The sequence below is a fragment of the Enterobacter chuandaensis genome (assembly GCF_003594915.1).
Classification (GTDB): domain Bacteria; phylum Pseudomonadota; class Gammaproteobacteria; order Enterobacterales; family Enterobacteriaceae; genus Enterobacter; species Enterobacter chuandaensis.
In genome coordinates this window covers 155,705-180,002 of sequence record NZ_QZCS01000007.1, presented here as the reverse complement: position 1 = coordinate 180,002, position 24,298 = coordinate 155,705, and the positions used below count along the sequence as shown (strand labels likewise).

Annotated in this window: 16 protein-coding genes and 2 tRNA genes; 11 read left to right on the top strand and 7 right to left on the bottom strand. The window is 56.7% G+C overall.

The window, feature by feature from the left end; translation table 11 throughout:
- Positions 1–10 precede the first annotated feature (10 nt).
- From recC to recD, 4 genes are all read left to right on the top strand, one after another.
- Positions 11–3,385, top strand: coding sequence for an exodeoxyribonuclease V subunit gamma (recC, locus tag D5066_RS13545; protein WP_119916250.1), 3,375 nt, complete (start codon positions 11–13; stop codon positions 3,383–3,385).
- A 139-nt stretch (positions 3,386–3,524) separates the two neighbouring features.
- Complete coding sequence (ptrA, locus tag D5066_RS13540) at positions 3,525–6,407, top strand: pitrilysin (RefSeq protein ID WP_119916249.1); 2,883 nt, start codon at positions 3,525–3,527, stop codon at positions 6,405–6,407.
- A complete protein-coding gene (gene recB, locus D5066_RS13535) occupies positions 6,404–9,946 on the top strand; it encodes an exodeoxyribonuclease V subunit beta (RefSeq protein ID WP_119916248.1) in 3,543 nt (1,180 codons plus the stop codon). The genes ptrA and recB overlap by 4 nt, the downstream gene beginning before the upstream one ends.
- Positions 9,943–11,763 (top strand): exodeoxyribonuclease V subunit alpha, encoded by a 1,821-nt coding sequence (gene recD, locus D5066_RS13530; RefSeq protein WP_119916247.1) that lies wholly within the window; start codon positions 9,943–9,945, stop codon positions 11,761–11,763. Before recB ends, recD begins: the two co-directional genes overlap by 4 nt.
- A 34-nt stretch (positions 11,764–11,797) precedes the next feature.
- On the opposite strand, the gene argA is transcribed toward recD, so the two are convergent.
- Positions 11,798–13,129 (bottom strand): amino-acid N-acetyltransferase, encoded by a 1,332-nt coding sequence (gene argA / locus D5066_RS13525; RefSeq protein ID WP_014885072.1) that lies wholly within the window; start codon positions 13,127–13,129, stop codon positions 11,798–11,800.
- 227 nt (positions 13,130–13,356) lie between these two features.
- Between argA and amiC the strand changes: the two genes are divergently transcribed.
- Positions 13,357–14,610, top strand: a complete 1,254-nt coding sequence (gene amiC / locus D5066_RS13520; RefSeq protein ID WP_014885071.1) for an N-acetylmuramoyl-L-alanine amidase AmiC — start codon at positions 13,357–13,359, stop codon at positions 14,608–14,610.
- Between the two features lie 89 nt (positions 14,611–14,699).
- Here the strand turns inward: amiC and D5066_RS13515 are convergent.
- A tRNA-Met gene (locus D5066_RS13515) sits at positions 14,700–14,776 on the bottom strand.
- A gap of 44 nt (positions 14,777–14,820) precedes the next feature.
- Positions 14,821–14,897: transfer RNA gene (locus D5066_RS13510), tRNA-Met, on the bottom strand.
- 209 nt (positions 14,898–15,106) lie between these two features.
- Here D5066_RS13510 and mltA point away from each other — a divergent pair.
- Together mltA and tcdA are read left to right on the top strand one after the other, a co-directional pair.
- A complete protein-coding gene (gene mltA, locus D5066_RS13505) occupies positions 15,107–16,204 on the top strand; it encodes a murein transglycosylase A (protein WP_119916246.1) in 1,098 nt (365 codons plus the stop codon).
- Between the two features lie 75 nt (positions 16,205–16,279).
- Positions 16,280–17,086 carry a tRNA cyclic N6-threonylcarbamoyladenosine(37) synthase TcdA gene (tcdA, locus tag D5066_RS13500; protein WP_006811804.1) on the top strand — a complete coding sequence of 269 codons (807 nt, stop codon included), beginning with the start codon at positions 16,280–16,282 and terminating at the stop codon, positions 17,084–17,086.
- Here the strand turns inward: tcdA and csdE are convergent.
- Entirely contained in the window at positions 17,077–17,523 is a 447-nt protein-coding gene (gene csdE, locus D5066_RS13495; protein ID WP_080330110.1) for a cysteine desulfurase sulfur acceptor subunit CsdE, read from the bottom strand. The two genes, tcdA and csdE, sit on opposite strands and share 10 nt — an antisense overlap.
- On the bottom strand, positions 17,523–18,728 hold the full coding sequence (csdA, locus tag D5066_RS13490) for a cysteine desulfurase CsdA (RefSeq protein ID WP_119916245.1): 1,206 nt from the start codon (positions 18,726–18,728) through the stop codon (positions 17,523–17,525). The genes csdE and csdA overlap by 1 nt, the downstream gene beginning before the upstream one ends.
- Positions 18,729–18,920: 192 nt before the next feature.
- On the opposite strand from csdA, the gene D5066_RS13485 reads away from it, so the two are divergent.
- The 4 genes from D5066_RS13485 to rlmM all read left to right on the top strand — a co-directional run bounded on the left by D5066_RS13485 (position 18,921) and on the right by rlmM (position 21,943).
- Positions 18,921–19,148 carry a YgdI/YgdR family lipoprotein gene (locus D5066_RS13485; RefSeq protein WP_008499648.1) on the top strand — a complete coding sequence of 76 codons (228 nt, stop codon included), beginning with the start codon at positions 18,921–18,923 and terminating at the stop codon, positions 19,146–19,148.
- Positions 19,149–19,497: 349 nt separating this feature from the next.
- Entirely contained in the window at positions 19,498–20,415 is a 918-nt protein-coding gene (gene gcvA / locus D5066_RS13480) for a glycine cleavage system transcriptional regulator GcvA (RefSeq protein WP_014885066.1), read from the top strand.
- A gap of 39 nt (positions 20,416–20,454) precedes the next feature.
- Positions 20,455–20,850, top strand: a complete 396-nt coding sequence (locus D5066_RS13475; RefSeq protein ID WP_028014272.1) for a DUF423 domain-containing protein — start codon at positions 20,455–20,457, stop codon at positions 20,848–20,850.
- Entirely contained in the window at positions 20,843–21,943 is a 1,101-nt protein-coding gene (gene rlmM, locus D5066_RS13470) for a 23S rRNA (cytidine(2498)-2'-O)-methyltransferase RlmM (protein ID WP_119916244.1), read from the top strand. The genes D5066_RS13475 and rlmM overlap by 8 nt, the downstream gene beginning before the upstream one ends.
- A 100-nt stretch (positions 21,944–22,043) precedes the next feature.
- Here rlmM and xni read toward each other — a convergent pair whose 3' ends face one another.
- Together xni and sdaB are read right to left on the bottom strand one after the other, a co-directional pair.
- The gene (xni, locus tag D5066_RS13465) at positions 22,044–22,799 is read right to left on the bottom strand and encodes a flap endonuclease Xni (protein ID WP_119916243.1); all 756 of its coding nucleotides are present in this window, start codon (positions 22,797–22,799) and stop codon (positions 22,044–22,046) included.
- Between the two features lie 112 nt (positions 22,800–22,911).
- A complete protein-coding gene (sdaB, locus tag D5066_RS13460) occupies positions 22,912–24,279 on the bottom strand; it encodes an L-serine ammonia-lyase II (protein WP_080330114.1) in 1,368 nt (455 codons plus the stop codon).
- Between the last annotated feature and the right edge of the window lie 19 nt (positions 24,280–24,298).

The following is a 24,298-nucleotide window of genomic DNA, read 5'->3' as shown; positions in this document are numbered from 1 at the left end:
GGGAGCGTCTATGTTAAGGGTCTACCACTCAAATCGTCTGGATGTGCTGGAAGCGCTGATGGAATTTATCGTTGAGCGCGAGCGGCTCGACGATCCTTTTGAGCCTGAAATGGTGCTGGTGCAGAGCACCGGTATGGCACAGTGGCTGCAAATGTCGCTTTCCCGTAAATTTGGCATTGCCGCGAATATTGATTTCCCGCTGCCCGCGAGCTTTATCTGGGAGATGTTTGTTCGCGTGTTACCGGACATTCCCGAGCAGAGCGCCTTTAACAAGCAGAGCATGAGCTGGAAGCTGATGGCACTGCTGCCGGAGATGCTGCAGCACGATGAATTCGCCATGCTGCGCCACTACCTCAATGATGATACCGATAAGCGCAAGCTGTTTCAGCTGGCGTCGCGCACCGCCGATCTCTACGACCAATACCTTGTTTACCGCTCTGACTGGCTAATTCGCTGGGAAGCGGGTGAACTGGTTGAAGGGCTACCGGAGGCGCAAATCTGGCAGGCACCGTTGTGGAAGGCGCTGGTAGAGCATACGGAGAAACTTGGGCAGCCTAAGTGGCACCGTGCCAACCTGTACGATCGGTTTATCTCAATACTCGAGAATGCGTCGGCGCGCCCAGCCCGACTGCCGTCACGCGTTTTTATCTGTGGGATATCCGCACTACCGCCTGTTTATCTGAAGGCATTGAATGCGCTGGGTAAACATATTGATATCCATATTTTGTTCACCAACCCTTGTCGACAGTATTGGGGAGATATCCTCGACGAACGTTGGCTTGCGCGGCTGGTAACTCGCCAACGAAAGCGCCTTTTTGAAGAACGATCCGTCCCGCTGTTTAAAGACGGTTCGACTGCCGGGCTGCTTTTTGATGAAGACGGCATCCAGAACCTGCCCAATCCACTGCTTGCCTCATGGGGGAAGCTGGGGCGTGATTACATACACATGCTCTCCGATATTACGTCATCAGGCGAGGGCGACGTGGATGCCTTTGTTGAGATTGCCCCGGATTGCCTGCTGCATAATATCCAGTTAGATATTCTGGATCTGGAAAATCGCGCCGTCATGGGCGTGACGGCGAAAGAGTTTGAACGCAGCGACAGCAAGCGAAAGCTGGACGCTGACGATCGCAGCATCACAATCCATGTCTGCCATAGCCCGCAGCGTGAGGTTGAAGTGCTTCACGATCGGCTGCTGGCGATGCTGCAGGACGATCCCGAACTCACTCCGCGCGATATTGTGGTGATGGTGGCGGATATCGACAGCTACAGTCCCTTTATACAGGCTGTCTTCGGCAGTGCGACGGGTGAGCGATACCTGCCTTACGCCATCTCTGACCGTCGTGCCCGTCAGTCGCATCCGGCATTGCAGGCATTTCTCACCCTGCTTTCATTGCCGGATAGCCGCTTTATCTCCGAGGATGTCCTGGCGTTGCTGGATGTTCCCGTGCTGGCCGCCCGCTTCAACATCAATGAAGAAGGGCTGCGCTACCTTCGCCAGTGGGTTAATGAGTCCGGCGTTCGCTGGGGCATTGATGACGATAACGTCCAGGAGTTCGAACTCCCGCCGACAGGGCAACACACCTGGCGGTTTGGCCTGACGCGTATGCTGCTCGGCTACGCCATGGAGAGCAGCCAGGGCGAGTGGAACGAGGTGCTGCCTTACGATGAATCCAGCGGGTTAATTGCTGAACTGGTGGGGCATTTAGCTTCTCTGCTGATGCAGCTTAACCGCTGGCGTCGTGAGCTTATGCAGCCGCGCCCGCTTGAAGAGTGGCTCCCGGTTTGCAGGGCGTTACTCAATGATTTCTTCCTGCCAGACAACGACACCGAAGCGGCGATGGCGCTCATCGAAACGCAGTGGCAGGCTATCGTCGACGAGGGCGTGAATTCCCATTATCTCGAAGCGATCCCTTTGTCACTGCTGCGCGATGAGCTGACGCAACGCCTTGACCAGGAGCGAATCAGCCAGCGTTTCCTGGCTGGCCCCATTAATATCTGTACCCTGATGCCAATGCGTTCAATTCCCTTCAAGGTGGTCTGCCTGCTCGGTATGAATGACGGTGTTTATCCGCGAGCGCTGGCGCCGCTGGGGTTCGATTTGATGAGCGCAGATCCAAAGCGGGGCGATCGTAGCCGTCGTGATGATGACCGCTATCTCTTCCTTGAAGCGCTCATATCCGCCCAGAGCAAGCTCTATATCAGCTATATCGGCCGCTCCATTCAGGACAACAGCGAGCGTTTCCCCTCCGTTCTGGTGCAGGAGCTGGTGGATTATATCGGCCAGAGCCACTATCTGGCTGGCGATGAAGGGCTGAACTGTGATGAAAGCGAACAGCGGGTGAAGGCGCACATTACCTGTATCCACAGCCGCATGCCGTTTGACCCGGTAAACTACGTTGTCAGCGAACAGCAGAGCTATGCCCGCGAATGGCTACCTGCAGCGAAAAAAGAGGGGCGAGCCCATACGGATTTCATTCAGGCGCTTGACCCGCTGCCCATTAACACCCTGACATTCGAACAGCTCCAGCGGTTTTGGGCGCATCCGGTGCGCGCCTTCTTCCAGCAGCGATTGCAGGTCAACTTCCGTTCTGAAGAGAGCGAAATCCCGGATGCAGAGCCCTTTACCCTGGAAGGGCTGGAGCGCTATCAGTTAAACCTCCAGTTGCTGAATGCGCTGGTTGAAGAAGAAGATGCTGACAAACTTTACCGCCGCTACCGTGCCGCAGGACAACTGCCTTACGGCGCTTTCGGGGAGATCGTCTGGGAGGCGCAGTGCCAGGAGATGACTGCTCTGGCGGAGCGCGTAAGGGAGCACCGCCAGCCCGGCCAAAGCATCGAAATCGATCTCATCTGCAACGGCATCCAACTTACGGGCTGGCTAACCCAGGTTCAGCCGGATGGATTGCTGCGCTGGCGGCCCTCCATGCTCAGCGTTTCACAAGGTTTGCAACTCTGGCTGGAACATCTTGTCTACAGTGCGGGTGGTCATCAGGGCGAAAGCCGGATATTCGTGCGCAAAGAGGGGGAGTGGCGCTTCCCGCCAATGGAGGCAGAACAGGCATTACGCTATCTGTCCTTGTACATTGAGGGCTATCTTCAGGGAATGAATAAACCCCTTTTGCTACTGCCTGAAAGCGGCGGTGCGTGGATAAAAGCCTGTTATGACGCGCAAAATGATGCGATGTTAACGGATGAGGCATCGTTGCAGAAAGCGCGCAGTAAATTTATGCAGGCCTACGAAGGAAACATGATGGTGCGTGGTGAAGGTGAGGATGTCTGGTATCAACGCTTATGGCGAACGCTTGAGCCAGAATACTTCGAGGCAATCACGGAAGAGGCGCAACGCTACCTGTTACCGTTGTTTAAATTTAATCAGTCCTGAGCGCTGTATAAAAATTGCGCAGCATGGGGTGTTCATTTATGATGCACTTCTTATCACGGACTGATGTACCTAAATAAAGAGATGTTGGCGTGTCCAGCACGCAGTTTGTTAATGATGAAGCCGTGATAAAGAGGTCGTAATGCCAGGCAGCACCTTGTTCAAAGCGTTTGTTTTGTTTGTCGCCCTTTGGGCTCCCGTCACTCAGGCAGACTCCGGTTGGCAACCCGTTCAGGAAACTATCCGTAAGAGCGAAAAAGATACCCGCCAGTATCAGGCTATCCGCCTTGATAACGGTATGACTGTGCTGCTGGTTTCCGATCCGCAGGCGGTGAAATCCCTCTCGGCGTTAGTAGTGCCGGTTGGATCGCTGGAAGATCCTGAGGCGCATCCGGGGCTGGCGCATTACCTTGAACACATGACGCTGATGGGTTCTAAAAAATATCCGCAGCCGGATAGCCTCTCTGAATTCCTGAAAATGCACGGCGGCAGCCACAACGCCAGCACGGCACCGTACCGCACGGCCTTTTATCTCGAAGTCGAAAATGACGCGCTGGCAGGGGCGGTTGATCGTCTTGCCGATGCTATCGCTGCGCCGCTGCTGGATAAAAAATACGCCGACCGCGAGCGCAATGCCGTTAATGCGGAGCTGACCATGGCCCGTACCCGGGACGGTATGCGCATGGCGCAGGTCAGCGCCGAGACGATCAACCCGGCGCATCCGGGGTCACGTTTCTCGGGCGGTAATCTGGAGACGTTGAGCGATAAACCGGGTAGCCCGGTGATTGACGCTCTGCATGCGTTTCGCGACAAATACTACTCCGCTAACCTGATGAAGGCGGTTATTTACAGCAACAAACCGTTGCCGGAGCTTGCCGGTCTGGCGGCTCAAACGTTTGGCCGGGTGCCGAATAAAAATATCGACCTGCCGAAGATAGACGTACCGGTTGTCACGGACGCGCAAAAAGGGATCGTTATCCATTACGTCCCTGCCATGCCCCGCAAAGTGCTGCGCGTTGAGTTCCGCATTGATAACAACACCGCCCAGTTTCGCAGTAAAACCGACGAGCTGGTGACCTACCTGATTGGTAACCGCAGCCCGGGAACCTTATCTGACTGGCTGCAAAAACAGGGACTGGTGGAAGGGATCCGCGCCGATTCCGATCCCGTGGTAAACGGCAATAGCGGCGTGCTGGCGATCTCCGCCACGCTGACCGACAAAGGGCAGGCCAACCGTGATGAAGTGGTGGCGGCAATCTTTAGCTACCTCTCTTTACTGCGCGAGAAAGGCGTCGATAAGCGCTATTTTGATGAACTGGCGCACGTGCTGGATCTCGATTTCCGCTACCCGTCCATAACCCGCGACATGGATTACGTGGAGTGGCTGGCGGATACCATGATCCGCGTGCCGGTGGCGCACACGCTTGACGCGGTCAATATTGCCGATCGTTATGATGCCGAGGCGGTAAAAGCGCGCCTGGCGATGATGACCCCGCAGAATGCCCGCATCTGGTACATCAGCCCGAACGAACCGCACAACAAGACGGCGTACTTTGTTGATGCCCCTTATCAGGTAGACAAAATCAGCGACCAGACTTTCGCCGACTGGCAGAAGAAGGCCGGTGAGATAGCGTTGAAGCTGCCGGAGCTGAACCCCTACATCCCGGATGATTTCTCGCTGATTAAAACGACTAAGGATTACCCACATCCGGAGCTCATTATTGATGAGCCGACGCTGCGCGTGGTGTACACCCCAAGCCGCTATTTCACGAGCGAGCCGAAGGCCGATGTCAGCGTGGTTCTGCGTAACCCGAAAGCGATGAATAGCGCCAAAAACCAGGTCATGTTCGCGCTCAATGACTATCTGGCCGGTATCGCGCTCGATCAGCTCAGTAACCAGGCGGCCGTGGGGGGGATCAGCTTCTCCACCAACGCCAACAACGGGTTGATGCTCAATGCAAACGGCTATACCCAGCGTTTGCCTCAGCTTTTCCAGGCACTGCTGGAAGGTTACTTTAGCTACACGCCGACGGAAGAACAGCTTGAGCAGGCCAAATCCTGGTATGCGCAGATGATGGACTCGGCCGAGAAGGGCAAAGCTTACGATCAGGCGCTTATGCCTGCGCAAATGCTTTCGCAAATACCTTATTTCCAGCGAGAAGACCGCCGCGCGCTGCTGCCATCTGTCACCTTAAAAGACGTGCTGGCATACCGTGATGCGCTGAAAACCAATACGCGTCCCGAGTTCCTTATCGTCGGCAACATGAGCGAAGATCAGGCCAAAACGCTGGCAGAAAATGTCCGCACACAACTCGGTTCGAAAGGCGACGAGTGGTGTCGCAACCAGGACGTGCTGGTTGAGAAAAAACAGAATGTGATTTTTGAAAAAGCGGGTAGCAGCACGGATTCTGCGCTGGCCGCGGTGTTCGTACCAACGGGCTATGATGAATTCGCAAGTTCTGCGCAGAGCGCCGTTCTGGGACAGATTATTCAGCCTTGGTTCTATAACCAGTTGCGCACTGAAGAGCAGCTTGGCTATGCGGTATTTGCTTTCTCGATGAACGTGGGCCGTCAATGGGGGCTGGGTTTCCTGCTGCAAAGCAGCGACAAACAACCGGCCTATCTCTGGCAGCGCTATCAGGCGTTCTTCCCGCAGGTGGAAGCAAAACTGCGCGCCATGAAGCCGGAAGAGTTTGCCCAGATCCAGCAGGCCGTTATCACGCAGGTGATGCAGCCGCCGCAGACGCTGGGTGAAGAGGCTTCGCAGCTGAGCAAAGATTTCGATCGCGGTAATCTGAAATTTGATTCGCGTGATAAAGTAGTGGCCGAGATTAAACAGCTGACGCCGCAGAAGGCTGCCGATTTCTTCCATCAGGCAGTGATTAAGCCGCAGGGTATTACCATCCTGTCTCAGGTTTCCGGTAGCCAGAACGGGAAAACGGACTACGTGAACCCGGAAGGCTGGAAAGTCTGGAAGAGCGTCAGCGCGCTGCAGCAATCTATGCCCTGGAGTAAGAAAGAATGACCAATACCGCTGAGTCCCTTGATCCCTTACGTTTACCTCTGCAGGGTGAACGATTGATTGAAGCCTCAGCGGGAACGGGAAAAACCTTCACCATCGCCGCGCTCTATCTGCGCCTGCTGTTAGGGCTTGGCGGTAACGCCGCTTTTCCTCGTCCTCTGAGCGTGGAAGAGCTGCTGGTCGTCACCTTCACCGAGGCCGCCACCGCTGAACTGCGCGGCCGTATTCGTACCAATATCCACGAGCTGCGTATCGCCTGCCTGCGCCAGAGCACGGAAAACCCTCTCTACGCGAGCCTTCTGGAAGAGATTGCCGATAAGCAACAGGCGGCCCAGTGGCTGCTTCTCGCTGAACGGCAGATGGATGAAGCGTCCGTCTTTACCATTCACGGGTTTTGCCAGCGCATGCTGAGCCTGAATGCGTTTGAATCCGGCATGCTGTTTGAACAACAGCTTATTGAAGATGAATCCGTGCTTCGCTATCAGGCCTGCGCGGATTTCTGGCGTCGCCACTGCTATCCGTTACAGCGCGATATTGCCGAAGCGGTACATGCGTTGTGGAAGGGGCCCGAAGCGCTGCTGCGCGCCATCGATCGTTATCTTCAGGGGGAAGCACCAGCGATCAAATCTCCGCCCCCGGCGGATGAAACTCTGGCTTCGCGCCATGAAAAAATCATCGCGAAAATTGCCGACATCAAGCAAAAATGGATTGAGTCTGTCGGCGAGATTGACGCGATCATTGAGAATTCCGGGATCGACCGACGAAAGTTCAACCGCGGCAACCAGGGAAAATGGATCGAGAAGATCAGCGCGTGGGCGCAGGAAGAGACGCGAGGCTACCTGCTCCCGGACGCGCTGGAAAAATTCTCGCAGCGTTTCCTGGTTGAGCGGACCAAAGCTGACGGCATTGTGCCTGAACATCCCCTGTTTGTGGCGATTGAAACCCTGCTTGCAGAGCCATTAACGCTTAACGATCTGATGATCGTCCGCGCCATGACGGAGATTCGCGAAGCCGTCGCGCGTGAGAAACGCCGCCGGGGCGAGCTGGGGTTTGATGATATGCTGAGCCGCCTTGATGCGGCGTTATGCAGTGAAAATGGCGAAGCGCTTGCCGCCGCGATTCGCACCCGCTTCCCGGTGGCAATGATTGACGAATTTCAGGATACCGACCCTCAGCAATACCGTATTTTCCGCCGTATCTGGCGCCAGCAGCCCGGCACCGCGCTGCTGTTAATCGGCGATCCTAAGCAGGCCATTTATGCTTTCCGCGGTGCGGATATTTTCACCTACATGAAAGCCCGTAGCGAGGTCGACGCGCACTACACGCTCGACACCAACTGGCGCTCCTCTCCCGGCATGGTGGAAAGTGTCAACGCGCTTTTCGGCCGCATGGATACGGCGTTTATGTTCCGGGAGATCCCTTTCCAGCCGGTCAAATTCGCCCCGAAAAATGCCTCGTTGCGCTTCGAATTTAACGGCGAAACGCAGCCCGCCATGAATTTCTGGCTGCTGGATGGAGAGGGCTGCGGCGTCGCGGACTATCAAAACGCCATGGCCCAGCACTGTGCGGCACAAATTCGGGACTGGCTCAGCGCTGGTGCGCGCGGTGAAGCACTGCTGTGGAAGGGGGATAAACCTGCCCCGGTTAAGGCATCGGATATCACGGTGCTGGTGCGCAGCCGTCAGGAGGCCGCACTTATCCGCGATGCCCTGACGTTACTGAATATACCGTCCGTCTACCTTTCCAACCGCGACAGCGTTTTTGAAACGCTGGAAGCCCAGGAGATGCTATGGCTGCTGCAGGCCGTGCTGGCGCCGGAGCGGGAAAGCACGCTGCGCAGCGCACTGGCGAGCGCGATGCTCGGGCTGAATGCGCGTGACATTGATGCGCTCAACAATGACGAATCCGCATGGGATGCCGTGGTAGAAGAGTTTGTTCGCTACCGTGAAAAATGGCAGAAGCGCGGCGTGATGGCGATGGTGCGCGAGCTCATGGCACAGCGTCACATTGCGGAGAACATGCTCGCGACCGCGGGCGGCGAGCGTCGGCTGACCGATATTTTACACATCAGCGAGCTTCTCCAGGAAGCGGGCACGCAGCTGGAGAGCGAGCACGCCCTGGTGCGCTGGCTGGCGCAGCAGATTGCTGACCCGAACAGTAATTCATCCAGCCAGCAGATGCGCCTTGAGAGCGATAAACATCTGGTGCAGATCGTTACCATTCACAAGTCGAAAGGTCTGGAGTATCCGCTGGTCTGGCTGCCATTTATCGCCAATTACCGCGTGCAGGACCAGGCTTTTTACCACGATCGCGAGTCGTTTGAGGCGGTGCTCGATCTCAGCAACGCGGAGTCCAGCGTTGAGCTGGCCGAAGCCGAGCGTCTGGCGGAAGATCTTCGTCTGCTCTACGTGGCGCTGACCCGTTCAGTCTGGCACTGCAGTCTGGGCATTGCGCCGCTGTTCCGCCGTCGTGGCGAAAAAAGCGGCGAGAGTGATTTTCATCTGAGCGCGCTGGGGCGGCTTATTCAGCGCGGCGAACCCAAAGATGCCGCAGGGCTGCGCCAGTGCATCGAATCGCTTTGCACCGAGCATGTTGCCCTGCATATTCCGACCCAGCCCGACAACAGTCGCTGGCAGACGCCTGAGCAGCAGGCCTCTGAGCTGCATGCCCGACAGGTTGCCCGCATGATTGCCGACGACTGGCGCGTCACCAGCTACTCCGGTTTACAGCAGCACGGGCAGAGTATTGCGCAGGATCTGATGCCAAAACTGGATGTCGATGCCGCAGGTGCCGGGAGTGTGCCCGTTGAGCCCGTGCTCACACCTCATCAGTTCCCACGCGGCGCCTCGCCGGGCACGTTTTTGCACAGTCTGTTTGAGGAGCTGGATTTTACCCAGCCGGTTTCCGATGAGTGGGTGCTGAAGATGCTGCAGAGCGGCGGCTACGACGCGCAGTGGCAGCCGGTTCTCACGGAATGGATCCGCGCTATTCTGCACGCGCCACTCACGGCGCAGGGGATTTCGCTGAGCCAGTTGACCGCCAAAGATAAGCAGGTGGAGATGGAGTTTTATCTTCCTATTGCCAGCCCGCTCAGGGCCGAGGCGCTTGATGCAATGATCCGCGAGTACGATCCGTTATCCGCCGGGTGCCCGCCGCTGAATTTCCGCCAGGTGCAGGGGATGCTGAAAGGCTTTATCGACCTCGTTTTCCGCCATGAAGGGCGCTACTACCTGCTGGATTACAAATCGAACTGGCTGGGTGAAAGCAGCGAAGCCTACACGCAAGACGCGATGGCCTCTGCGATGCAAATGCATCGCTACGATCTGCAGTACCAGCTTTACACCCTGGCACTGCACCGCTACCTGCGTCATCGCATGGCCAATTACCGTTATGAAGACCATTTTGGCGGCGTAATTTACCTGTTCCTGCGCGGCGTGGATGCTAATGACCCGCGTTCCGGCGTCTTCAGTACGCGTCCGGCTGCGGAGTTGATTGAAAAAATGGATAACCTGTTTGCTACAGGCACGGAGGAGGTGGCATGACGATGCAGGCACTACTGCTGGACGCGGTTGAACAACGATTACTGCGCCACCTGGATGTGCAGTTTGCCATGATGGTGGCGGGCGAAGAGCCTGCCGTCATGCTTGCCGCCGCGATCCTGAGCAAAGATGCGGGGGAGGGGCACGTGTGTCTGCCACTTTCACGTCTGGTGGTGGATGAGAAAATGCCCCCGGCTTTACAGGCGTGTTTCGCGCTGCTGGGTGAGGCCGTGGACTGGCAGGAAATATTACTCCGCTCGCCTGCCGTCAGCGGCGCCGATACCGGTACGCCAATGATTTTGACGGGAGAACGTTTGTATCTGAACCGGCTGTGGCGTAACGAGCTAACGGTGGCGCGCTTCTTCAGCGAGACCAATGCTCCGCTAGCGTGCGATGAAGCACTGCTCCGGCAAACGCTGGATATGCTGTTTACCTCTGACGACGCGACAGACTGGCAGAAAGTGGCGGCAGCGGTGGCGTTAACGCGGCGGATATCGGTGATTTCTGGCGGTCCGGGCACCGGAAAAACGACCACCGTGGCAAAGCTGCTTGCCGCGCTGATTCAGTTATCGGGTGAGCAAAAATGCCGTATTCGCCTGGCAGCCCCCACGGGGAAAGCGGCGGCGCGTCTGACAGAGTCGTTGGGCGGGGCGCTGCAAAAACTGCCGCTTTCCGGGGATCAGCTTGCGCTTTTCCCTAACGAAGCCAGCACGCTGCACCGCTTGCTTGGCGCTCAGCCGGGCAGCCAGCGTCTGCGCTACCATGCCGGTAACCCGCTGCATCTGGACGTGCTGGTAGTGGATGAAGCGTCGATGATTGACCTGACGATGATGTCGCGGTTGATCGATGCGCTCCCGCCGCACGCGCGGGTTATTTTTCTCGGCGATCGCGATCAGCTTGCCTCCGTTGAGGCCGGAGCCGTGCTGGGCGATATCTGCACCTATGCCAGCCTGGGATATACCGCGGAACGTGCAGAGGAATTAGCCCGTCTCACCGGATGTTCGCTCACCTCTGAAAACCATTCGCTTGCAGGGGCGCTGCGCGACAGCCTGTGTCTGCTGCAAAAAAGCTACCGTTTCGGCAGCGACTCCGGCATCGGCCAGCTCGCGGCGGCAGTGAATCGGGGCGACCGGCGCACCACCACTGCGGTGTTCGACGGAACCTATACGGATATTGAGAAAAAATCGCTGCAAACCGGGGAAGAATATCAGGCGATGCTTGATGACGCCCTGCTGGGGTATCAACATTTTCTGACGGGCGTACAGCAGCAAAGCACGCCGGAGCAGGTCATTGCCGCGTTTGGCGAATATCAGTTGCTCTGTGCGCTGAGGGAAGGCCCCTTTGGCGTCAGCGGCCTGAACGACAGGCTGGAACAGCTGCTGGCGCAAAAGCGTAAAATCAACCGTACCCCGCACTCCCGCTGGTATGAAGGGCGGCCGGTGATGATCTCCCGCAACGACAGCGCGCTGGGGTTGTTTAACGGAGATATCGGGATTGCGCTCGATCGCGGTCAGGGGCTTCGCGTCTGGTTCCAGATGCCAGACGGCAGCGTAAAGTCTTTCCAGCCCAGCCGTTTGCCCGAGCATGAAACCGCATGGGCGATGACGGTGCATAAATCTCAGGGCTCTGAGTTTAACCATGCGGCGCTGATCCTGCCCACGCAGCTTTCACCGGTCATTACCCGCGAGCTGATCTATACCGCCATTACGCGCGCGCGTCAGCGCCTGTCGCTCTATGCCGACGAACGGGTGCTGGTGCAGGCGATTGCCGCCCGTACGGAACGCCGAAGCGGGCTGAGCGCGATATTTGGGGCCGTCTGAACGAAAGCCCCCACCGGACGGTGAGGGCGTCGTATCATCCAAGGTCAGCCATCAGCACTTTTGAACGACGCTGATAGTTGTACATCTCTTTCTTCGTTTCCGGCAGGGAATCAATATCTACCGGCGTGAACCCGCGCTCCTGGAACCAGTGAATGCTGCGCGTCGTCAGGACGAACAGCTTGCTCAGCCCCATCTGACGCGCCTGTGCCGCCACGCGCTCAAGTAACATTTCGCCGCGTGAAGAGCTGCGGTAGTCCGGGTGCACCGCCACGCAGGCCATTTCACCAATCTTCTCTTCCGGGAACGGATAGAGCGCGGCGCAGGCGATGGTCAGGTTATCGCGCTGGATAATGGTGAATTTGTCGATCTCCATCTCCAGCTGCTCTCGGGAGCGACGCACCAGAATACCCTGTTGCTCCAGAGGACGGATCAGCTCCAGAATGCCGCCGATATCGTTGATGGTTGCGCGGCGGATCTGCTCGGCGCTTTCCATCACAATCTGGGTACCAATACCGTCACGGGAGAATAGCTCCTGCAGCAGAGCGCCGTCTTCCTGATAGCTGATCAGGTGACTACGGCGCACGCCGCTGCGACAGGCCTTCACGGCACCACGCAGGAAGCGGACGGTGCCGGAGTGGTAATCGCCTTCGGCTTCCAGCGCTTCCACGCGGGCCTGGGCTTCATTCGGGAAGAGTTCCGGCACAATCACCCCTTCATCGTTTACGACGCCCTGGGAGGAGCAAAACCCAATCATTTTTTCCGCCTTGAGCTTGATCGCCAGCTGCGTGGCAATCTCTTCGGACGTCAGGTTAAAGCTTTCGCCGGTTACGGAAACCGCCACCGGGCCCATCAGCACGATGGCACCGCTGTCCAGCTGGCGATGAATGGCTTCTTCATCAATACGACGAATGCGGCCGCTGTGACAGTAATCCACGCCATCGTCCACGCCGAGCGGCTGGGCAATGATAAAGTTGCCGCTCACGACGTTGATATGTGCGCCCTGTAGCGGTGTGTTGTTCAGGCTCATCGACAGGCGAGCGGTAATATCCAGCTGCAGCAGACCCGCCGCCTGTTTCACCAGCTCCAGAGTTTTTGCATCCGTGACGCGAGTATGTTTGTGGTAAATCGGCTCGTGGTGGTGAGCGGCCAGGTTGGCGTCAATCTGCGGGCGTGCGCCGTAGACCACCACCAGGCGGATCCCGAGGCTGTGCAGCAGGCCAATGTCATTGACGATGCTGGAAAAATTTTCATGCTCGATGGCTTCGCCGCCCAGCATGATGACAAACGTTTTTCCCCGGTGGGCGTTGATATAGGGAACAGAATGGCGGAATCCCTGGACCAGTTCGGTTCTACGTTCCTTCACCATGGCACAACCCTTAATGAATGTTTATTCGTAATTTCTGTATTTTTATTCGATTGTGGGCGCGTGTGCAAGTGCAAATTTTCTGCGTCCTACAGAAATTAATAAGTAATCCGTGCGTTAACGTATGATTGTTTACCCTTTTATAGATGACAGTTTATGCGTCATTCGTTAAAGTTTTCGGTCAATCTGACCATTTTGTATATCAGTTCGTTTTCTTGCTCGGGAGAAGCATGTCGGGATCCAATTCAGCAATAAGCCGCCGCCGTTTGTTAAAAGGGGCCGGGGCAATGTGGTTGCTTAGCGTCAGCCAGGTCGGTCTTGCCGCCACGAGTCAGGTGGTGGCGGTGCGCGTCTGGCCGTCGTCGACCTATACGCGCGTAACGGTCGAGTCCAACCGCGTGCTGAAATATAAGCAATTTGCCCTCAGCAACCCTGAACGCGTGGTGGTGGATCTCGAAGGGGTGAACCTCAACTCCGTGCTTAAAGGCATGGCGGCGCAGATCCGCGGTGACGATCCGTTTATTAAATCGGCGCGCGTCGGCCAGTTTGATCCGCAAACCGTGCGCATGGTGTTTGAGCTGAAGCAGAACGTTAAGCCGCAGCTGTTCGCCCTGGCGCCCGTTGCAACGTTTAAAGAGCGTCTGGTGATGGATCTCTACCCGGCCAATGCGACGGATATTCAGGATCCGCTTCTCGCCCTGCTGGAGGATTACAACAAAGGCGATCTTCAGCGTCAGGTGCCGCCTGCGCAAAGCGGCCCGCAGCCGGGGAAAGCAGGGCGCGATCGTCCGATTGTGATCATGCTCGATCCCGGCCACGGCGGCGAAGACTCCGGTGCGGTGGGGAAATACCATACGCGTGAAAAAGACGTGGTGCTGCAAATTGCCCGTCGTCTGAAGGCGTTAATTGATAAAGAGGGCAATATGCGCGCCTACATGACGCGCAATGAGGATGTCTTTATCCCGCTGAAGGTCAGGGTGGCGAAAGCGCAGAAGCAGCGCGCCGATCTGTTCGTCTCTATTCATGCGGATGCCTTTACCAGCCGCCAGCCAAGCGGCTCGTCGGTGTTTGCGCTTTCCACCAAAGGTGCGACCAGTACCGCGGCGCGATACCTTGCGGACACCCAGAACGCCTCGGATTTGATCGGTGGCGTGAGCAAAAGCGGCGACCGCTACGTTGACCACACTATGTTTGACATGGTGCAGTCCCTGACCATTAACGACAGCCTGAAGTTTGGTAAAGCGGTGCTGGGCAAGCTGGGGAACATCAATAAGCTGCACAAAAACAGCGTTGAGCAGGCCGGGTTTGCGGTACTGAAGGCACCGGATATTCCGTCCATTCTGGTGGAAACCGCGTTTATCAGTAACGTGGAAGAAGAGCGTAAGCTCAAGACTGCTAAATTCCAGCAGGAGGTTGCGGAGTCGATTCTGGCGGGGATTCGGGCGTATTTCTCCGACGGGGCGACGCTGGCGCGACGCGGGTAGGTCTTTTAGCCGGGTGGAATGCCCGGCAAATTCACAAACGGCAGATACAAAAAAACACCCTTAAGGGTGTTTATTGTGTTCAGAAGTGTTGGTTGCGGGGGCCGGATTTGAACCGACGACCTTCGGGTTATGAGCCCGACGAGCTACCAGGCTGCTCCACCCCGCGTCCGTCTTTCTACAGTTGTAGAAGATACTTCATCAAATTTTAATTGGTTGCGGGGGCCGGATTTGAACCGACGACCTTCGGGTTATGAGCCCGACGAGCTACCAGGCTGCTCCACCCCGCGTCCGTGGAAGCGCACTATACTCGGATAGGTTTGTGATGCAACCCCTTTTTCACATAAATCATTAACTTTGTATGTAAATTGAACGGCATTGCGACATTTGGACTATTTTTTGCTCAGAATTTGCCAAAGGGCATGCGATCGCATTTCATTCGCTTTGTCGGTTTGTTATCTTCATCACGCGGAAATGGGCAACTTAAAGACGAGATATAATGAAAGGACGTTGGGCGAAGTATCTGATGACGGGCGCAATGGTAGCGATTCTTGCGGCCTGTTCTTCCAAACCGACCGATCGCGGTCAGCAGTATAAAGACGGGAAGTTATCCCAGCCTTTCTCGTTAGTTAATCAGCCTGACGCCGTTGGCGCGCCGATCAACGCCGGTGATTTCTCCGAGCAGGTCTACCAGATCCGCAACGCGTCGCCGCGTCTGTATAGCTCGCAGAACAATGTTTATAGCGCGGTACAGGACTGGCTGAAGGCGGGCGGCGATACGCGCAACATGCGCCAGTTTGGTATTGATGCCTGGCAGATGGAAGGGGCGGATAACTACGGCAACGTCCAGTTCACCGGCTACTACACGCCCGTGATTCAGGCGCGACACACGCGTCAGGGCGAATTCCAGTATCCTATCTACCGTATGCCGCCAAAACGCGGTCGCCTGCCGTCTCGCGCCGAGATCTACGCCGGTGCGCTAAGCGAAAGCTACGTCCTGGCCTACAGCAACTCTCTGATGGATAACTTCATCATGGACGTGCAGGGCAGCGGCTATATTGATTTTGGCGACGGCTCGCCGCTCAACTTCTTCAGCTATGCCGGGAAAAACGGCCATGCCTACCGCAGCATCGGTAAGGTGCTGATCGACCGCGGCGAAGTGAAAAAAGAAGATATGTCGATGCAGGCGATCCGCGAGTGGGGCGAAAAGCACAGCGAAGCCGAAGTGCGTGAGCTTCTTGAGCAGAACCCGTCTTTCGTCTTCTTCAAGCCGCAAAACTTTGCCCCGGTAAAAGGGGCGAGCGCCGTACCGCTGATTGGCCGCGCGTCGGTGGCATCCGATCGCTCTATCATTCCTGCGGGCACCACGCTGCTGGCGGAAGTCCCTCTTCTCGACAACAACGGCAAGTTCAACGGCCAGTATGAGCTGCGTCTGATGGTAGCGCTGGATGTGGGCGGAGCAATTAAAGGCCAGCACTTTGATATCTATCAGGGCATTGGTCCGGATGCGGGCCACCGTGCAGGCTGGTATAACCACTACGGACGCGTATGGGTGCTGAAGGCGGCACCGGGTACCGGAAGCGTATTCAGCGGCTGATTGTGGTATTCTGAGTGCAATACGGATTACTGTTCAGGGTGAGGAAAACCTCACCCTTTTTACATCTGAGGTTTTATGTCTGTGGTAATCAGCGATGCCTGGCGCCAGCGTTTTGGCGGCACGGCACGTCTCTATGGTGAAAAAGCCCTGCAGCTGTTTGCGGATGCGCACGTCTGCGTGGTGGGCATTGGCGGTGTCGGCTCCTGGGCGGCGGAAGCGCTGGCGAGAACCGGTATTGGCGCGATTACGCTGATTGATATGGATGACGTTTGCGTCACCAACACCAACCGTCAAATCCATGCCCTGCGCGATAACGTCGGCCTGGCGAAGTCAGAGGTGATGGCAGAACGTATTCGCCTCATCAACCCGGAGTGTCGGGTGACGGTGATCGACGACTTTGTGACGGCAGATAACGTCGCGGAATACATGAGCAAAGGCTACAGCTACGTGATTGACGCTATCGACAGCGTGCGGCCAAAAGCGGCGCTGATCGCGTACTGTCGTCGCTACAAGGTACCGCTGGTCACGACGGGCGGGGCGGGCGGACAAATCGATCCGACGCAGATCCAGGTGGCCGATCTGGCGAAAACCATTCAGGATCCGCTGGCGGCCAAGCTGCGTGAACGCCTGAAAAGCGACTTCAACGTGGTGAAGAACAGTAAGGGCAAGCTGGGCGTCGACTGCGTGTTCTCAACTGAAGCGCTGGTCTACCCGCAGGCGGATGGTTCAGTCTGTGCGATGAAAAGCACGGCGGAAGGTCCAAAGAGAATGGATTGTGCCTCAGGCTTTGGTGCGGCCACCATGGTGACCGCCTCCTTTGGCTTTGTGGCGGTCTCTCACGCCCTGAAGAAGATGATGGCGAAGGCGGAACGTCAGGCCTGAGCCTGACGGGCTGCGTCCAGCACCGCGTCGCTGAGCGCGATCAGGCCCTGGCCGCGCGAGGCGCTAAGCTGCGCGCGCAGCCCCAGCTCGTCGAACAGCGCCAGCGGCGAGTGTGCCAGCAGCTCCGCCGCGCTTTTCCCCTCTATGGCGGTTAACAGTACCGCCAGCAGCCCGCGAACAATGCGTCCTTCGCTGTCGCCGAAAAAGTGCAGCTTCTCGCCGGAGGCGCTCACACCCAGCCAGACGCGGTTTTCACAGCCTGCGATCTCTTTCGCCTGCGCTTTGAGGTTGTCTGAAAGGGCAGGGAGCTGTTTACCCAGCAGGATCAGCTGCCGATATTTATCTTCCCACTGCTGGAGCGGGGCGAAGGTCTGTTTTAAGGTCTCTTCAGTGATGACGGTGCCAAACGGATGTCCGGCTAAAGCAGCGCTAGTCATTAATCCACCAGTATTTCAAGGGCGCGGTCAACGGCGCTAACCAGCGCGTCGACATCGCTTTGGGTATTATACGGCGCAAACGAGGCGCGCAGGGTTCCGCTTACGCCGAGCGCCGCCAGCAGCGGCTGGGCGCAGTGCTGTCCGGCGCGCAGGGCAATGCCGTACCCGGCCAGCAGCGTCACCATATCGCTGTGATGCACGCCAGCAAAATCAAAGGCGAGCAGGCTGGAATCCTGAACGCGGAACGATCGGAAACCCGGACGCTTTTTCAGTTCTTCCTCAGCCAGCGTCGCCAGCCCCCGGCTCCAGCTTTCCGCCTGAACCACGTCCGTTTCCGCCAGCCATTCAAGTGCGGCACTCAGGCCGATGACTCCGGCCACGTTCGGCGTGCCGGCTTCCAGACGGTAAGGCAGCTCCTGCGTTTTGAAGCCATCGAACGACACTTCGGTAATCATTTTGCCGCCGCCGAGCCACGGCGTCATTTTGGCCAGCAGTTCCGGTTTACCGTACAGTGCACCAATCCCGGTTGGCCCGTAGAGTTTGTGCCCGGAGAAGGCGTAGAAGTCGATATCCAGCGCCTGCACATCAGCGGGGAAATGAACCACGCCCTGAGCACCATCGACCATCACCACCACGCCGCTGGCATGAGCAATTTCAATGGCGCGAGCCAGATCCGGGCAGCCACCGGTAACGTTGGACATCTGCCCCAGCGCCAGAATGCGGCTGCGCGACGTAATCAGCTCAGGAAGACGGGCCACGTCGGGCAGGAAGTCTGCACTCAACGGGAGTTTAACAACGCGCGCTCCCGTTTGCTCAGCCACCATCAGCCACGGCACCAGGTTAGCGTGGTGCTCTGCTTCGCTGACGATAATCTCGTCCCCCGGCTGCAGCAACGGGCGCGCATAGCACTGAGCTACCATGTTAATCGCTTCGGTCGTACCGCGCGTCCAGACGATATTTTTCCCGCTTTCGGCATTGATCAGGCGTGCAACCTGATCCCGTGCGGCTTCATAGCGCGCGGTCAGGCGCTGCGCTTCGGCAAACTGGCTGCGATGTACGTTGCCTGCACTCAGGCTGTAGAACTGCTGCGTGGCTTCGATTACCGCCTGGGGCTTCAGGGCCGTGGCGGCGCTATCAAGGTAAACACCGGCATCGGCCAGCGCCGGAAACTGTGCGCGAAACTGCGCAGGACTGAATGCGTTCATGGAATTCCTCATGTCGATAATGAAATCGTCGCGCAATTTCATCGGCAGGGCAAGGAGGTTGATATCTATCAGATTCGTCTGCTTATCCTGGCGACCTCGAAAAAGCAGGTTATGCTGAATAGTGTTAGGCGGATGTTTTAGCCTGTTATAAATCGAGGTTTGAATAGCATTAATTGCTAAAGGAGAATAATCATGAATAAGACAGCTGCAATCATTTCTGCCTGTGCGTTTACTTTTGCCCTGAGCGCCTGTTCTGGTAACAACTACGTGATGCACACCAACGATGGTCGTTCTATCGTTTCGGAAGGGAAACCGACAACCGATAACGATACCGGGATGATTTCGTACAAAGATGCTAACGGGAACAAGCAGCAGATCAACCGCACGGACGTGAAAGAGATGAAAGAGATCGAGCATTAATCGATCGCAGGCGAAAAAAAAGCACCGCAAATTGGCGGTGCTACATTAATCACTATGGACAGACAGGGTAAATGTACAGGAAGTGAAAAATTGGTAGCGTTGCTACCGTGGTCTGAATCGCAGACCAATTGCAAACACAACAACACAACATCACAACCGTAAGCCAAAAGCCCTTCAGAACACGCATTCCGAAAAAAGCTCTTCGTTCCGGCTCAGGAAGTGCCGCCACTATAGGTATTTGCTGGTAGTTCCTCAACGGACAAATTATAATGGCTCAGATAAAAAAAACTAATAGGTTAAACGTTGTTTCCTGTTTGTTAAATTCCGTTAACATCTAAGCCAGATAACCATGTCAAAGCGATTGCCACCCCTTAACGCATTACGCGTTTTTGATGCAGCAGCACGTCACCTGAGCTTCACTCGTGCGGCAGATGAGCTTTTTGTGACACAGGCCGCAGTAAGTCACCAAATCAAGTCTCTGGAGGATTTCCTGGGCCTTAAGCTGTTCCGCCGACGCAATCGTTCCTTGCTGTTGACCGAAGAGGGGCAGAGCTACTTTCAGGATATTAAAGAGATTTTTTCCCAGCTCACGGAAGCGACGCGTAAGCTGCAGGCCCGCAGTGCAAAAGGTGCCCTGACTGTCAGTTTATTGCCCAGTTTTGCCATTCAATGGCTGGTGCCAAGACTCTCAAGCTTTAACTCAGCTTATCCGGGGATCGACGTTCGAATCCAGGCGGTGGATCGTCAGGAAGACAAGCTGGCTGATGATGTGGATGTCGCCATTTTTTATGGTCGCGGCAACTGGCCGGGCTTGCGTGTTGAAAAATTATACGCAGAATATCTGCTTCCGGTCTGTTCTCCGTTGCTTTTAACGGGCGACAAGGCGCTGAAAACACCCGCTGACCTGGCGCAGCATACGCTTTTACATGATGCCTCTCGCCGTGACTGGCAAACTTATACCCGTCAATTAGGTCTTAGTCATATAAACGTGCAGCAGGGCCCCATTTTTAGCCACAGTGCGATGGTGCTACAGGCTGCCATACACGGACAGGGCGTGGCGTTGGCAAACAACGTGATGGCGCAGTCCGAAATTGAGGCAGGCCGTCTGGTTTGCCCTTTTAATGATGTACTGGTCAGCAAGAATGCGTTTTATCTGGTTTGTCATGACAGTCAGGCAGAACTGGGTAAAATAGCCGCCTTCCGGCAGTGGATACTGGCGAAAGCGGCAAGCGAGCAAGAAAAATTCCGCTTCAGGTATGAACAATAACGTTTGTGTGCCGGGCACGCATTAATTCAGGACTTAAACATGACCAGCCGATTCATGCTGATTTTTGCCGCGGTGAGTGGCTTTATTTTTGTTGCACTGGGCGCCTTTGGCGCGCACGTTTTAAGCAAGTCGTTGGGCGCTGTCGAGATGGGCTGGATCCAGACCGGTCTTGAATATCAGGCGTTCCACACGCTGGCTATTTTTGGTCTGGCGGTGGCGATGCAGCGTCGGATTAGCATCTGGTTTTACTGGAGCAGCGTGTTTATGGCGCTGGGTACCGTGCTGTTCAGCGGTAGCCTGTACTGCCTGGCACTCTCGCATCTGCGCCTGTGGGCGTTTGTTACACCTGTCGGCGGCGTCAGCTTCCTGGCGGGGTGGGTATTAATGTTTATCGGAGCCATCCGTCTGAAACGCAAGGGCGTTGTTCATGAATAAGGTTGTTTTATATTGTCGCCCGGGGTTTGAGAAAGAGTGCGCCGCGGAAATTACCGATAAAGCGGCGAAGCGCGAAGTCTTCGGCTTTGCCCGCGTTAAAGAGAACGCGGGCTATGTGGTATTCGAGTGCTATCAGCCAGAAGACGCAGACAAGCTGGCACGCGAGCTGCCGTTCAGCTCGCTTATCTTCGCGCGTCAGATGTTTGTCGTGGGTGAGCTGCTGAAAGATCTTCCGCCGGAAGACCGCATCACGCCGATTGTCGGCATGCTGCAGGGCGTGGTGGAGAAGGGCGGCGACCTGCGCGTTGAGGTTGCCGATACCAATGAAAGCAAAGAGCTGATGAAGTTCTGTCGCAAATTTACCGTGCCGCTGCGCGCAGCGCTGCGAGATGCGGGTGTACTGACGAACTACGAAACGCCGAAGCGTCCGGTGGTGCATATCTTCTTTATCGCGCCGGGCTGCTGCTACGCAGGCTATTCATACACCAACAACAACTCTCCATTCTTTATGGGCATCCCGCGTTTGCGCTTCCCGGCGGATGCGCCGAGCCGTTCAACCCTGAAGCTGGAGGAGGCGTTTCACGTCTTTATCCCTGCGGACGAGTGGGACGAGCGACTGGCTAACGGCATGTATGCCGTCGACCTTGGCGCGTGTCCGGGCGGCTGGACCTATCAGCTGGTGAAACGCAACATGTGGGTGTCGTCTGTGGATAACGGCCCGATGGCGCAAAGCCTGATGGATACCGGCCAGGTCACCTGGCTGCGTGAAGACGGCTTCCGCTATCGTCCGAACCGTAACAACATCTCCTGGATGGTGTGCGACATGGTCGAGAAACCGGCTAAAGTGGCCGCGCTGATGGCCTCCTGGCTGGTGAATGGCTGGTGTCGTGAAACCATTTTCAACCTCAAGCTGCCGATGAAAAAGCGCTACGAGGAGGTTTCTCAGAACCTGGCCTACATTCAGGAGCAGATGGATGAACACGGTATCAACGTGGAGATCCAGGCGCGTCAGCTGTATCACGACCGCGAAGAGGTGACGGTACACATTCGTCGCTGGTGGGCGGCTGTAGGCGGGCGTCGCGACGAGCGATAGTCCCCTCAACCTAACCCTCTCCCCAAAGGGGAGAGGGGACTGCTCCGTGCGGTCTATTCCCCCTCGCCCCTTTGGGGAGAGGGCCGGGGTGAGGGGGATCTTAACGCTCTAACCTTAACTGCTGCAAATTCCCGTCCAGCTGTAAATCCGTCTGCAGCGTTGCGATTTCCCGGCAGATAAACGCCATCTCTTTATGCGCCTCCAGCTTCTTGCGCCACTTTTCCGGCACCTCATCCAGACGGGCGTAAATTCCTTCCAGGCTCTGAAAATCAGTCAGCAGCTGCGCGGCGCTCTTTGGCCCGATGCCTGCAACTCCCGGAACCTTAGAACTGCTGATTCCCGCCAGACCCCAGTAGTCAGGCAGTTGGTCTGGTGAGACGCCGAACTCGCTGGCGATGAAGGGGGCATCGAGCCAGCGTTTCTGGAAATAATCGCGAATGCGGATCGTGGGGGAGAGAAGCTGGCAGTAGCCTTTGTCGGTTGAAACGATCGTCGCCTGGTGTCCTGCGCTGGCCACCTTTACCGCAAGCGTCGCGGCCAGATCGTCAGCTTCATTGCCGTGTGCGCCCCAGCAGGGAACGCCGCGCTGCTCAAAGGCGGCACGCAGGGCGGGCATTTCGGCATGCAGATCGTCCGGCATCGGTGCGCGTCCGGCCTTGTAGTCCGGCAGGCGCTGGTGTCGCCAGCCCGTGTTGCGGGCTTCGTCATCAAATACCGCGACCGCGTGGGTGGGCTCGCTGTGGCGGATAAGCTGCTCCAGCGCGTGCAGGCAGGTGTCCTTACAGGGCGTGCCTTGTACCGCATGGATCCGGCGAATCAAATTAAGCGCGTCGACGATAAGCAAATGAACAGCCACAGATATTCTCCCTTAAATCTAATGGGTAAAGGGTATCACTGTCGGCAGGATGAAACGAATAGTGAGAGGGAAAACAGGAAGAAGCCTCGCAAAACGAGGCTTCCTGAGGGGCTTAATCGCAGGTGACGATCTTCATCGCCAGGCCGCCGCGAGAGGTTTCGCGGTACTTGGCGTTCATATCTTTACCGGTTTCGTACATGGTTTCGATAACCTTGTCGAGGCAGACGCGCGGTTCGCTGGTGCGGCGCAGTGCCATACGCGCCGCGTTCACCGCCTTCACAGAGGCAATGGCGTTACGCTCAATGCACGGCACCTGTACCTGTCCGGCAACCGGGTCACAGGTCAGCCCCAGGTTATGTTCCATGCCGATTTCCGCAGCAATGCAGACCTGCGCCGGGCTTGCGCCCAACAGCTCTGCCAGGCCCGCCGCCGCCATGGAGCACGCCACGCCGACTTCACCCTGGCAGCCCACTTCCGCACCGGAAATGGAGGCGTTCATCTTATACAGCGAACCAATCGCGCTGGCGACCAGCAGGTAGCGTGCCAGAGAGTTAGCGTTCACTTCACGAATAAACTTGTCGTAGTAAGCCAGCACGGCCGGAACGATACCGCAGGCACCGTTGGTTGGCGCAGTGACCACGCGGCCCCCTGCGGCGTTCTCTTCGTTCACCGCCAGTGCGAACATGTTGATCCAGTCTACGACGGCCATCGGGTCCGTTGTCGTTTTGTCGGTGCTTACCAGCATACGGCGCAGCGCTGCCGCACGACGCGGTACGCGCAGCTTGCCCGGCAGAACGCCTTCGGTAGTGATCCCGCGTTCAATCCCGCCGCGCATCACTTCCCAGACGCTAGCAAAGTGCTGTTCCAGCTCCTCTTTGCTGTGAAGGGCCAGCTCGTTTTTCATCATCAGGCCGGAGAGGGAAAGCCCCGTCTCCTGACAGTGACGCTGGAGGTCCGCCGCCGTTTTGTACGGATACGGCACCTCAACAGAAGAGGTGCTGGTTTGACCAAAGTGGTCTTCGTCGACGATAAAACCGCCACCGATAGAATAATACGTCTGGCTGTATACCGCTTTGTCGCCGGCCAGCGCGGTAATGCGCATGCCGTTTTCGTGCAGCGACAGGTTGTCCGCATGGAAATTCATGCAGTGGTCAACCGGGAATTCAACCTCATGCTCACCGTTCGCCAGCAGCAAACGACCGTGGGTGTTCACGTCCTGGATGAAACCAGGGATCGCATCAATATCAACGGTATCCGGCAGATTTCCCGCCAGGCCCATGATAATGGCGATATCGGTATGGTGGCCTTTCCCGGTCAGGGAAAGGGAACCGTATACATCGACAACCACGCGGGTGATGTCGTGCAAAATGCCGCGTGCAATCAAGTCATCCGTGAACTGCTTACCGGCTTTCATTGGTCCGACGGTGTGAGAGCTGGAAGGACCAATACCGATTTTGAAAATATCGAATACGCTAATCATGATGCGTCCATTGCTTTCA